The organism is Methanobrevibacter smithii ATCC 35061, assembly GCF_000016525.1.
GTDB lineage: Archaea > Methanobacteriota > Methanobacteria > Methanobacteriales > Methanobacteriaceae > Methanocatella > Methanocatella smithii.
Window position 1 is genome coordinate 1,446,772 of record NC_009515.1, and the last position, 12,293, is coordinate 1,459,064.

14 protein-coding genes and 1 tRNA gene are annotated in these 12,293 nt (G+C 30.6%); 13 read left to right on the forward strand and 2 right to left on the reverse strand.

The annotated features are described in order from the left end of the window. The first annotated feature begins 39 nt into the window (after positions 1–39). Positions 40–2,025 carry a 3'-5' exonuclease gene (locus MSM_RS07145; protein ID WP_011954501.1) on the forward strand — a complete coding sequence of 662 codons (1,986 nt, stop codon included), beginning with the start codon at positions 40–42 and terminating at the stop codon, positions 2,023–2,025. Here MSM_RS07145 and MSM_RS07150 read toward each other — a convergent pair. Together MSM_RS07150 and MSM_RS07155 are read right to left on the reverse strand one after the other, a co-directional pair. Beyond that, entirely contained in the window at positions 2,022–3,806 is a 1,785-nt protein-coding gene (locus MSM_RS07150) for a DUF2207 domain-containing protein (RefSeq protein WP_011954502.1), read from the reverse strand. The genes MSM_RS07145 and MSM_RS07150 overlap by 4 nt on opposite strands. Positions 3,807–3,820: 14 nt before the next feature. Further along, complete coding sequence (locus tag MSM_RS07155) at positions 3,821–4,384, reverse strand: LemA family protein (RefSeq protein WP_004033254.1); 564 nt, start codon at positions 4,382–4,384, stop codon at positions 3,821–3,823. Between the two features lie 220 nt (positions 4,385–4,604). Here MSM_RS07155 and MSM_RS07160 point away from each other — a divergent pair, with 220 nt between their 5' ends. The 12 genes from MSM_RS07160 (at position 4,605) to MSM_RS07215 (ending at position 12,192) form a co-directional block, all read left to right on the forward strand. Continuing rightward, entirely contained in the window at positions 4,605–5,519 is a 915-nt protein-coding gene (locus tag MSM_RS07160) for a Ppx/GppA phosphatase family protein (protein ID WP_011954503.1), read from the forward strand. Further along, entirely contained in the window at positions 5,519–7,660 is a 2,142-nt protein-coding gene (locus MSM_RS07165; RefSeq protein ID WP_011954504.1) for an RNA degradosome polyphosphate kinase, read from the forward strand. Before MSM_RS07160 ends, MSM_RS07165 begins: the two co-directional genes overlap by 1 nt. A gap of 224 nt (positions 7,661–7,884) precedes the next feature. Continuing rightward, positions 7,885–7,969 (forward strand) — tRNA-Ser (locus MSM_RS07170). Between the two features lie 195 nt (positions 7,970–8,164). Further along, positions 8,165–8,608: a 30S ribosomal protein S13 gene (locus MSM_RS07175; protein ID WP_004033260.1), complete on the forward strand. Its 444-nt coding sequence runs from the start codon at positions 8,165–8,167 to the stop codon at positions 8,606–8,608. A 91-nt stretch (positions 8,609–8,699) separates the two neighbouring features. Next, positions 8,700–9,236, forward strand: a complete 537-nt coding sequence (locus tag MSM_RS07180; RefSeq protein WP_004033262.1) for a 30S ribosomal protein S4 — start codon at positions 8,700–8,702, stop codon at positions 9,234–9,236. 11 nt (positions 9,237–9,247) lie between these two features. Next, complete coding sequence (locus MSM_RS07185) at positions 9,248–9,640, forward strand: 30S ribosomal protein S11 (protein ID WP_004033264.1); 393 nt, start codon at positions 9,248–9,250, stop codon at positions 9,638–9,640. Positions 9,641–9,652: 12 nt separating this feature from the next. Beyond that, positions 9,653–10,477 carry a DNA-directed RNA polymerase subunit D gene (locus tag MSM_RS07190; RefSeq protein ID WP_004033266.1) on the forward strand — a complete coding sequence of 275 codons (825 nt, stop codon included), beginning with the start codon at positions 9,653–9,655 and terminating at the stop codon, positions 10,475–10,477. Continuing rightward, positions 10,477–10,842, forward strand: coding sequence for a 50S ribosomal protein L18e (locus MSM_RS07195; protein WP_004033268.1), 366 nt, complete (start codon positions 10,477–10,479; stop codon positions 10,840–10,842). The genes MSM_RS07190 and MSM_RS07195 overlap by 1 nt, the downstream gene beginning before the upstream one ends. Positions 10,843–10,860: 18 nt before the next feature. After that, complete coding sequence (locus MSM_RS07200) at positions 10,861–11,283, forward strand: 50S ribosomal protein L13 (protein ID WP_004033270.1); 423 nt, start codon at positions 10,861–10,863, stop codon at positions 11,281–11,283. An 18-nt stretch (positions 11,284–11,301) separates the two neighbouring features. Next, positions 11,302–11,703, forward strand: coding sequence for a 30S ribosomal protein S9 (locus MSM_RS07205; protein ID WP_004033272.1), 402 nt, complete (start codon positions 11,302–11,304; stop codon positions 11,701–11,703). A gap of 51 nt (positions 11,704–11,754) precedes the next feature. Next, positions 11,755–11,925: a DNA-directed RNA polymerase subunit N gene (locus tag MSM_RS07210; RefSeq protein ID WP_004033275.1), complete on the forward strand. Its 171-nt coding sequence runs from the start codon at positions 11,755–11,757 to the stop codon at positions 11,923–11,925. Positions 11,926–11,994: 69 nt separating this feature from the next. Next, positions 11,995–12,192 carry a DNA-directed RNA polymerase subunit K gene (locus MSM_RS07215; protein WP_004033277.1) on the forward strand — a complete coding sequence of 66 codons (198 nt, stop codon included), beginning with the start codon at positions 11,995–11,997 and terminating at the stop codon, positions 12,190–12,192. Positions 12,193–12,293: the final 101 nt, after the last annotated feature.

The window sequence follows — 12,293 nt, forward strand, 5'->3', positions numbered from 1 at the left end:
GAGATTCCTGATGAATTAAAAAATGACATTACTAAGGACTTGCTTAATTTAACAGATATCTTTGAAGAATATGAAATTAAAGATTATCTTCCTGATTTTTACTTAGATGATTATAATATCTATATAGAACATTTTGGATTAAACCGTAACTGTGAAAATCATTTAATTGGTGGAAAATCATCTGAGGAATATGTTAAAGAAATGGAATGGAAAAGGAAAGTACATAAAAAATATGGAACTACTTTAATTGAAACTTTTTCATATTATCAATCAGAAAACAGATTATTAACACGTTTGGCAGAAAAATTACAAGCTCAGGGTGTTGAATTTAATGAAATTGAATATAGGGAAGTTTATAGAATATTGTTGGAAAATAAAACTATAAAAGAATGGGAAGATTTCATTGTATTGTTAAAAACATTTATTGAGTTATTTAAAGGAAATAATTATGATGAAACTAAATTTAAAGAATTTTATGATTATGTTGGTGGATTAAAAGATAGTTTTTCAAAAGATAGGACAATAGCATTTTTAAAAATTGTTGAAGAGATTTACAATGACTATGAAGCATATTTATTAAAAATTAAAAAAATTGATTTTAATGATATGATTAATAAAGCCAGTGATTGTATTGTGAAAAATGGATTAGATTTGCCTTACAAATATATAATTGTTGATGAATATCAGGACACTTCATTTACCAGATATAACTTGTTAAGAAATATCTGTGATAGTATTGGTGCCAAGATAATGGTTGTAGGTGATGACTGGCAGTCTATTTACAGTTTCAGTGGATGTGATGTAAATATTTTTACCAAATTTGATAATTTCTTTGATGTTTGTGAAACCAGATATATTGAAAAAACATACAGGAATTCTCAACAGTTAATTGATGCTTCAAGTAATTTTGTAATGAAAAATCCCGATCAAACCAGAAAGGAATTAAAATCTTCTAAATCATTGAAATATCCAATTAAACTGGTTAATTTTGATAATGATTTTGATGAAATATTAAAATTTGAATTAATAATAAAAAATATCATAAACCAATCAACATTTAAAAACAAAAAGATTCTGATTTTAGGTAGAAATAATAAGGACATATTTAATTTACTAAAGAATTTCAATGTAGAAAATGAATATGGAAAAAGAAAATTTGAGATTTTAGGAGATGAAGATAAATTAAGAAGAAATAAATTTGTAAAAATTGTTTATAGGGAGAGTCCGGATGTTAACATTGAATATCGTACTGTTCATCAGTCTAAAGGTTTAGAATGTGATAATGTAATTTTAATAAATTTGAAAAATTGGAAGGCGGGTTTTCCAAATAAAATGGTTGATGATCCTGTTTTAAATTTTGTTAAAAGGAATGGAGATTCTTTTAGTTATGCTGAGGAAAGAAGATTGTTTTATGTTGCTTTAACTAGAACAAAAAATAATGTTTATTTATTAGCACCTTATTTTAAAAGTTCGGTGTTCGTTCAGGAGCTGAAAACTGATGCAAATGTTGAATTGCTTAACCTGGAACATAATAGGCTGGAAACTCTTAAAAATATTGAAAAAAATGGAGAACGTTATGTAATTCCAACTAAATTAAAATGTCCTGTTTGTAAAACAGGTGTGGTTTTGCTGGAATCTTTTTGGAATAAGGGTAAACTTAATAGGGTTCTTAAATGTTCTCATAATATGGCGCCTCCATTTAATCGCTGTAATTGGGAAGGAGGTTATTATGGAAGTGAACTTGAGGATTTGGATGATATAGAATATTGTCCAAGCTGCGATGGGATACTTATAAAACGTTACCGACATAGTGACGGGCATCCATTTTTAGGTTGTACGAATTTTAGAAAAACAGGATGTAGGGGAAAAGGTAAAAAATTGGAGTATATTGGTAAAACCTGTCCGAAGTGTGGTAAACCTCTTGTAAAAAGGGTTAATGGTGAGGATAATAGTTTATTTGTAGGATGCAGTGGTTTTCCTAAATGTAGACACACTGAACCATTTAAAAAAGAGATGGGAATCTAGAATGCTCCTCCACCTCCTCCGCCGGAACCTCCACCAACGCCACCAAAGCCGGAGCTGTCTGAATTTGCATTTGCTGTTTGTATTCCGGTATCTATTGCATTATGCATCATGTAATATCCTGTTCCATAATAGTAGTATGAATCAAGATAATCGTCATCAATGTTTCCTTCACCAACATGCAGTTTCATGGATTCGTAAACCTTATCAGCTACTCCAAGAGCTGTTGCATATACGAGATATTGATTCCATATAACTATTGATTCAGGAGGGTGTTCTTTCATTAAACTGTTGTCACTTAAAAACTTCTTAAAGTTTTTCCACTTTAGCATATATAGTCTGCCTTCTTTTGTCCATTGTCCGAAGATATCTTCGGGCAACATGTAAATCACAAATCCTGAAATAAATAAAAATACTGATCCTATAAGTCCAATTGTTCCTCCAGTTGTATTTAAACCATTTTCCAGATAGAATAATGAACCAAACAGAACTCCAATAATTATACAAGCTATTGAATAGTAAGTAGCTATTTTATTTCCTTCGTTATTAAAGAATTGTTTCAATCTGGATTTTGATAAATGTTCGTAGGCAACATCATTTTTCCATGATTTGATTCTGTTGTTGAACCATTCCGCATTATGTTCATCGGATAAATAATCTTTAACATTACTTAAATCCAAGAGATTGTCTTTAGCTATTGTTTTGAAGATATCGAAAACATCTTTTTCATCTAATGTTAAACTGTCGTAGTTTGTTTCATCTAATTCTATAATTAAATGTTTTTCTTCATTTGATTTAATTTTAAATATTTTACGATTAATCAAATCCATTATTGTAGCTTCAAATCCTTTTAAATCAGGAGTTCCAATATTGTATCTTTTTTGGATTAATGCATTAACTACAGCTGGGGGGTCGTTACTTGGAAGATCCCTTTCATAAATTCCTTCATAATTAACTTTAGGTTCTACACCATATTTGCGGTAAATAAAAAATGGAATTACTGGACTTATAATAAACAGTATTCCTATAAGTGATCCGATATTGTCCCACATTTTTTCATTTGCCTGATAATCATTGTAACGTTGTTCTATTTCTTTTTTAGCTGCTTTATCAATATGGATTGCATTTGGTGAGTTTGCAAAGTCACTTTCAGGCATTAAAACTTCAATCTCGTAAAAGTTTCCAGAATCTATGTAATTGCTGGTTGAAGTTATTGTATTTCCGTCTAATGAGCTGGTTTTGGTATATTTTGTAGGATTTAACCAGTATTCATTACCATTATCATTAGGTAAATGTATTGTTGTTATTAATTCATCAACTCCTACTGCCCACTGGTCTCCCCAAAGCTGATACTGTAGAGATGCAGTGTCCTGATAAACAGTCACTACATTTTTCATATCGTAGCTGATATGGACTTTAACATTTGTATCACTTATTGGTTGGGTTTTGGCAGCATCTGAATATAAATAAATTTTTATATGCTGAGTTCCATCTTCCTGATGTTGCTCTACTTTTGTATATGCACCTTCTGCTGATACATGAATATTTGAAATACTTTCTCCCTCTTTCAGGGGTATGTCTCTGTAAACTCCATTAAATGTTCCGTCAAATGAATAGTCAAAGGTTTCATTTATATGGAGCATTCCGTTTGTATCAACTATGATGTCTACAAGTGCCTGTGTAATGGAATAGCTTCTGTCATCGTCATCTGCATAAACACAAGAGATTGTTGATGTTATTAAAAAAAGTAGAAGGAAGATGGTTACTATCTTTTTATTAACCATATATTTAATCTCCCTTAAAATTGCACTTTAGGTGCTTCCCTTTCACCACTGGCTATTTCAAAAAAGTCAGCTTCTTTAAAATTAAACATTCCTGCAATAATATTGCTTGGGAATTGTTCGCATTTATTATTGTACATTAAAACAGCATCATTATAGAATTGTCTTGAGTAAGAAATTTTATCTTCGGTTTCTGTTAATTCGGATTGTAATTCTTTGAAATTTTGGTCTGCTTTCAGTTCAGGGTAATTTTCAGCAATAGCAAACAGTGATGTTAATGCACCAGTTAAAGCATTGTTGGCTTCACTAACTTCTTTAACGCTGCCTGCATTCATCAAACCGCTTCTTGCTTTGGTTACATTTTCAAATACATCTTTTTCATGACCTGCATAACCTTTAACAGTTTCAACAAGATTTGGTATTAAGTCATTTCTCCTTTTGAGCTGAACATCAATTTGAGAATAACTGTTTTTAACTCTGTTTCTTGCATTAACAAGGCCATTATATCCGCTAATGAGATATAATACAATAGCAAGTATGATTATTATAATTACTGCTAAAATAATCATGGTTGTATCCATATTTTTTACTCCTTTTTATTATTAATTTATATATTGATTGAAGTTTTATTAATATGTTGTTAATGGATTGTATTATTTTTTAAAAAATATTTGGAGTGGTTGGGAGATATTTAAAAATTGATAATTTTGAGTATTTATAGTAGTTTTTATATAAATATTAAGTAATAGATAGTGAAACTAAAATTGTGAGAAGGTATTAGTTTCAAATAAATAAATTAGAATGATAAAAATGTTATATGGAATTGTAGATATTGGTTCAAATACCATCAGATTAAAAATATATGAATATAAAAATAATAAAATCAAATCTGTTTTTTCTAAAAAGAAAACAGCAGGGCTTATTGCTTATCGTGATGACGGTAAATTAAACGATGAAGGAATAAATATTTTATCATCAATATTAAATAAATTTAATAAAATTATGAATTTATTGAATGTTGCCAGAAGATATTTCTTTGCAACAGCCAGTTTGAGAAATATTTCAAATACTTATGAGATAATTGCTTTTATAAAAGAAAAGATTGGTGTGGATATTCATATTCTTGATGATGAAACCGAAGCACAGCTAAGTTTCAATTCAGTTAAAAGCACAGGACTGAGCAGTGACGAGGGGATTCTTATTGATGTTGGTGGAGGCAGCTCTGAAATAATTGTTTTTGAAAATAAAACTCCTGTTGATAAAGGAAGTTTGCCTGTGGGATCTCTATCATGCTATGAAGATTATGTTGGAATCATGTTTCCAAATAAAAAGGAATCCGAAAATATTGAAAAAAGAGTAATTAAAGAAATTGAAGATTTGGGTTTGGTTAAAACTCATAAAAAATATTTGTTTGGTGTAGGTGGAACTGTAAGAAATCTTAAAAAATTATTGGTTCATCTCAATTTCATTAATGAAAAAAAAGATGCATTTCCAGTTTATTTGTTGGATGAAGTGTTGGATGAACTCAAATATAACAATAAAGAAGACTTTAATAAAATATTGAAAGTTAAGGCTGAAAGAATTCATACACTTGTGCCAGGAATTATAATTATTAAAACAATTGCAAAGTATTTTCATGTGGAGAAAATATGTGTTTGTAAAAATTCCATAAGGGAAGGAGTTTTATATTCACTTTTGGATGCTGAGGGATTATAATGAAAAAAAGGGATTATTCATACACTCAAAACAGGGAGCTGTCCTGGCTTAAATTTGATGACAGGGTTTTAAAAGAGGCAAAAGACAATACTGTTCCGCTGCTGGAAAGACTAAATTTCATATCTATTTTCACAAGCAATTTAGATGAGTTTTATATGGTCAGATGTGGAAGTCTTTTTGATTTAACTCTTATTGATGAAGATGACTGGGATAATAAGACTGGCTGGAGCCCTCAGGAGCAATTAGATGCCATATTTAAAGCTACTAAACCGTTATATGAAGAAAGAGATTTGATTTTTGATGAAATAGCTAAAGATTTAAGAAAATATGGTATTGTTAAACATAATTTCAATGAGTTAAATAGTAAGTTCAGACAGTATGCAACCCAGTATTTCTATGAAAATGTAGCTCCATTATTATCTCCTCAAATAATTGATTCTTATCATCCTTTCCCTCATATGGCAAATAAAAAGTTATATATTTATTGCATTTTGGAAAGGGGGGCCAGCAAGAAAAAAAATTCAAAAGAATACATTGGATTAATTCCAATTCCATATTCTCTGCCTGATTATGTTAAATTTCCGGATACAAATGAATTTATTTTAATGGAAGATTTGATTTATGCATTTGCTGAAGGTATTTTTACAAATTATAGGGTTAAATACCGGACTGTAGCTGCAGTAACAAGAAATGCAGATATAAACCTTCAAGATACTCCTATTGATGAGGATGAGGATTACAGACATTTCATGAAAAACATTCTTAAAAAAAGAAAAAGGTTGTCACCGATAAGATTGGAGTTTTACAAAAGCAATGATTCCACATACACCAAATATCTTAGAAAAGAATTGGGATTACATAAAAACCAGGTTTTCCTTACACAATCTCCAATAAATCTTGATTTTATTCATGATTTTATAAAAGAACTTCCTGGTGATGTAACTGATGATTTAACTTTTTTAGAGTTTACTCCTCAAAGGACAAGTCAAATTGACCCAAACAAATCATTGTTTAAGCAATTGGACAAGAAAGATATTTTGTTATTTTATCCATATCAAACAATGGACCATTTCCTTGATTTTTTAAAGGAGGCAGCGAATGATCCTGAAGTTTTATCAATTAAAATAACTTTATATCGTGTTGCAAGAACATCACGAGTTATTAAATATTTGATTGAAGCTTTAGATAATGATAAAGAAGTAACAGTTTTAATTGAGCTTCGTGCAAGATTTGATGAGAAAAACAATATTCATTATGCAGAATTGCTTGAAGAGGCAGGATGTCAAATATTGTATGGTTTTGTAGATTATAAAGTGCACTCTAAAATATGTACTGTAACTAAAAAACATAATGGAACTATAAAGCAGTACACACAAATTGGTACTGGTAATTATAATGAAAAAACAGCAAGGTTATATGTTGATTATTGTTATTTAACATCCAATCAGGAAATTGGAGATGATGCTACTGAATTCTTTAAAAATTTAGCATTGGCTAATTTACAGGGTCATTATAATAAGTTTCTTGTAGCTCCTACTTCTTTAAGGTCAGGAATCATGAATTTGATTGATAAGGAAATAGCTAAAGCTAAAAATAATCAGCCTGCTGAAATTTTGATGAAAATGAATTCATTTACAGACAGGAGAATCATTGATAAAATAGCTAAAGCTTCAAAAGCAGGTGTTACAGTAAAAATGATTATTCGTGGAATTTGCTGTATTATTCCGGGGCTTAAAGATAAAACAGACAATATTGAAATTCGTGGAATCGTTGGCAGGTATTTGGAACACTCCAGAGTCTATGCTTTTGGTGTTGGTGAAGACAGGATTTTATATATTTCAAGTGCAGATATGATGACAAGAAACACTGCAAAAAGAGTTGAAATTGCATGTCCTATTGAAGACAAAGCTATAAAAGCAAGAATTCTTGAAGATTTGGATATTATGTTAAAAGATGACATCAAAGGCCGTAGAATAAATTCCGACGGGGATTATGAATGCATACAGCAGGCACGTCATATCAATTCACAGGAATTTTTCCAGCAAAGAGCTATTGATGAAATGAAGGATGTTAAAGTTAAAAAAGATAATCCTAATTTTTTAAATTCTATTGTTGATAAAATTAAAAGTATTTTTAATTAAATAGTTTATAATGAAATTTTTATAAAAATTTCATTTTGATTCCATTTTCTAACAACTTTTAAATTTTAGAAGTTAGATATGCTATTATTAATCTTATTTTAACTTAAAAAAATCAATACCTTTATATAGGTAGAAAATTAAATATATTGTTATCATGTTAATTAGTGTTTAACATGATAGGCTAAGTATTTTTTATTATACTTGGAGCTATTTTAAGCAATAATGCCGAGATAGTCTAGCCTGGTAAGGCGCGAGACTGGAAATCTCGTGGGAGCTTTTCCCTCCTGGGTTCAAATCCCAGTCTCGGCGTTTATTAGTTTTTAACATACGATTTTTTAATTATTTTTTTCACGATTATTAAATTATTTGTTAAACTGATATTTTGCACTCTTAGTTGTAAATACTAAGTTTTAAATTGTTGAAAGAACTGTGTTTTGAAATCAAAACATTTGAATCTATTACTTTTGCGTCTCGTAGATTCGCTCTATAAATGGAGGTTATTTAATGGAAGACGACTTTAAGCACTTGGTGCGTATTTCTAGAAAGGATGTAGATGGTAATAAAACCATTGAACAAGCTTTAACCGAAATCAAAGGTGTTGGAATATCTTTATCCACAACTATGTGCCGTACTTTAGATTTAGATTCTGAAGCTCAAATCGGTTATATCGCTGATGAAGATGTTTTAAAAATTGAAGAAATTTTAGAAAACCCACAGAAATTTAATATTCCTAATTGGATGTTAAACCGTAGGGAAGACTATGAAACTGGTGAAAATATTCATTTAATTGAATCAGATCTTGACATGACTTTAAGAGATGATTTAAACAGAATGAAGAAAACCAGAAGTTACAAAGGTAGAAGACACGAAGCAGGTTTACCTGTTAGAGGTCAAAGAACTAAATCTACTTTCAGGAACAGTTCTTCAGTTGGTGTAAAACGTTCATAAGCATGAGAACTTTTTTTATAATTAATATTACTCAATAATTTTTTTACAATGATAGTATTAATTTAATTATTTTTATAAAGGAGATGTTTTAATGGGACAACCTAGAAAATCAAGGAAAAAGTATAATACACCGCCACATCCTTGGAATGCAGAAAGAATCAAAAATGAAAATAAATTGATGACTAAATACGGCTTAAAAAACAAAAAAGAAATTTGGAAAGCTGATACTTTAGTTAGAAGATACAGTAGGGAAGCAAGATACCTACTCGGGTTCGATATGGACCAAATGCAAGATGAAAAATTAGAATTATTAGGACACTTAGCTAGAACCGGTGTTTTGCCTGAAGGTGCAGCACTTGAAGAAGTCTTAAACTTAACTGTTGAAGATATCTTAAGAAGAAGATTACAAACTATTGTTTACAAAAAAGGTTTAGCTCGTACTCCTAAAGAAGCTAGAATGTTTGTTGTACATGGTCACATAACTTTAAACGGTAAAAAAATCAATTCACCAAGTTATGTTGTATTAAAAGGCCAAGAAGATGAAATTGGATTTTATCCATCATCACCTGTAGCTAAACAGATTGAAGAGTACAATAAAAACAAAAATGAAAAAGCTACTGAGGAATAAAGGGTGTAATTATGGCAAAAGATGAAAAATGGGGTATAGCTAATATTTACTCATCATACAATAACACTATTATTACTGTAACAGATATTACTGGTGCTGAAACCATTTCCCAATGGTCAGGTGGTAAAGTTGTTCGTGCAGATAGACAACAAGCTTCACCTTTCGCAGCTATGGCTGCAGCAACTAGAATAGCTGATGATGCTAAAGAAAAAGGATTTGTTGGCTTACATATTAGAGTAAGAGCTCCTGGTGGAAACGGACACAGAAGTCCAGGACCTGGTGCACAAGCTACTATTCGTGCTTTAGCAAGAGCTGGAATTAAAATTGGTAAAATAGAAGATATCACTCCTATTCCTCACGACGGTACTGGAAGACCTGGTGGTAAAAGAGGAAGAAGAGTCTAAGAAGGGTTTAATATGGAGATAGAAGTTAAAAGTCAAACAGATGATGAAATTGTTTTCATTGTCCGTGATGCAGAAGTACCTTTTATTAATGCTATTAGAAGGTGTGCAATGGTAAATGTACCTAAAATAGCTATTGAAGATGTAAATATCATGAGAAATGATTCAGCTATGTTTAATGAGGTACTTGCTCATAGGCTTGGTTTAACTCCTTTAGTTTCTAACATGGATGCAATTGAAGGTTTACCTTTACCTGGTGATGATGATTACGAGGAAAACAATAGTGTCATGTTTTCTTTAAAAGAAGAAGGACCTAAAGTTGTTTATTCTAAGGATTTAATATCTTCAGACTCAAAAATTAAACCAGTATATGATACCATTCCTTTAGTAAAACTTAAAGAAGGCGAAAAACTCAATATTGAAGCAGTTGCAAAAGTTGGATATGGAAAAGAACATGCTAAATGGATGCCAACTACTGTATGTGTTTATAAACAATATCCTGAAATCACTTTTAATGAGGATGTGGGAATTGATTATGAATGTGCTGATGCATGCCCAAGAGGTGTTTTAAAATCTGATAAAAGATCCAAAGAGATTAAGATTTTAGACATTGAAGACTGTGCTATGTGTAAAAGCTGTGTAAGAGCTTCAATTAGAAATGCACAATCTGAAGGAAAAGATGAAAGCTACATCAATGTAGGATATCATGAAAATGATTTTATATTTAGAATAGAAACTGATGGATCAATGCCTCCTAAAGAAGTTTTATTGCAAGCTTGCGATGAATTAGGTGAAAAAGCAGATAAGTTTATCAGATTTAGTGAAGGAGGAAGTAAATAATGGTTAAGAAAATTATCAAAACAAATCCTAACCTTATTGAACTTATTAATAAACTTAATAAAAAATCAAAAACAGAAAATGCAGCTATTTGGAAAGATGTTGCTAATAGACTTGGAAGGTCTAACAGAAGAACTGCAGAAGTTAATTTATCAGATATTGCAAGGTATGCAAATGCTGATGAAACTGTTTTAGTACCTGGAAAAGTATTATCTAACGGTGATTTAACAGAAAAAGTAAATGTTGCAGCATTTAAATTCTCACAAAAAGCACAAGAAAAAATTGAAAGTGCTGGTGGAGAATGTGTCTCAATTGATGATATAATGGAATCTAATCCAAAAGGAAGCAACATTAGAATCATGGAATAAGATGGATGTGTTGTTATTATGATTATTGACGGAGAAGGATGCGTTTTAGGAAGATTAGCTAGTGTAACTAGTAAAAATCTCTTAGAAGGCGAAGAAGTAGTAATTCTTAATGCTGAAAAGATTATGATTACTGGTAATAAGGATTGGGCTTATGCAAAATACAAACAAAGAGTAGACAGAGCAAGTATCTCTAACCCTCGTGATTTAGGTCCTAAATATCCTAGAAGACCAGACGATATATTCAGAAGAACTGTAAGAGGAATGTTACCTTATAAAAAATCTAAAGGTAGAGTTGCTTTCAAAGGTTTAAAAGCATATGTTGGTGTACCTGAAGAATATGCTGATGCTGATCTTGTTGCAGTTCCTGAAGCAGAGTACAACAACCTTAAAAAAGGTATTGAATTAGGTGAAGTTTCTAAACTTTTAGGAGCTACCTTTTAGATAAGTGGGTGTGTGATTATGGTTAAAGTTATTCATACAAGTGGAAAACGTAAAACAGCTATCGCAAGAGGTACTGTTCAAGAAGGTACTGGTAAAGTAAGAATAAACAGAGTTCCTTTAGAACTTTACTCCCCAGAACTCGCTAACTTAAAATTACAAGAACCATTAACCTTAGCTGGAGATTTAGCTAATGAAGTGGATATTAACATCCATGTTGTTGGTGGAGGAGTAATGGGTCAAGCTGAAGCTGCACGTATGGTAATTGCTAAAGGACTTGTACAATGGTCTCAAGATATGAATTTAAAAGATAAATTCATACACTACGACAGAACTATGTTAGTAGGTGACCCAAGACGTTCAGAACCTAAAAAATATGGTGGTCCTGGAGCAAGAGCACGTAAACAAAAAAGTTACAGATAATTTTTCTGTAATTTTATAATTTTTATTTAAAAAATTAAAAAGATGATATAAATGATTCCTATAAGATGCTTAAGTTGTGGAAAACCAGTATCAGCTTACTTTGATGAATATAATAAAAGATTAGCTGCCGGTGAAAAATCAAAAGATATCTTAGATGACTTAGGCTTAAACAGATATTGTTGTAGAAGAATGTTAATTTCTCATGTTGAAACATGGGAATAGGTTTTTACAAGTTGTAGGGATATATTTTTACTTATAAAATTAATCTTGGTAAACGGTAATACCTAAAAAATGGAAGTAATATTCATGACTACAGAAAATTTAACAAGGTTTGAAAGAGCTAGACTTCTTGGAGCTAGAGCAATTCAGATTTCAATGGGTGCTAAACCATTAGTGGAGATTGGTGACTCATTGGATCCTATTGATATAGCTTATGAAGAACTCAAAGCTGGAGTTTTACCATTAGATGTAATAAGATATGATGAATAAATAGTTTATTCTATTTATTTCATTATTAAATTATTTAAAAAAAATAAAAAATACCAACATAACTCTATAAAGAAATTTACTAATTTTTTATGAGTATAGGT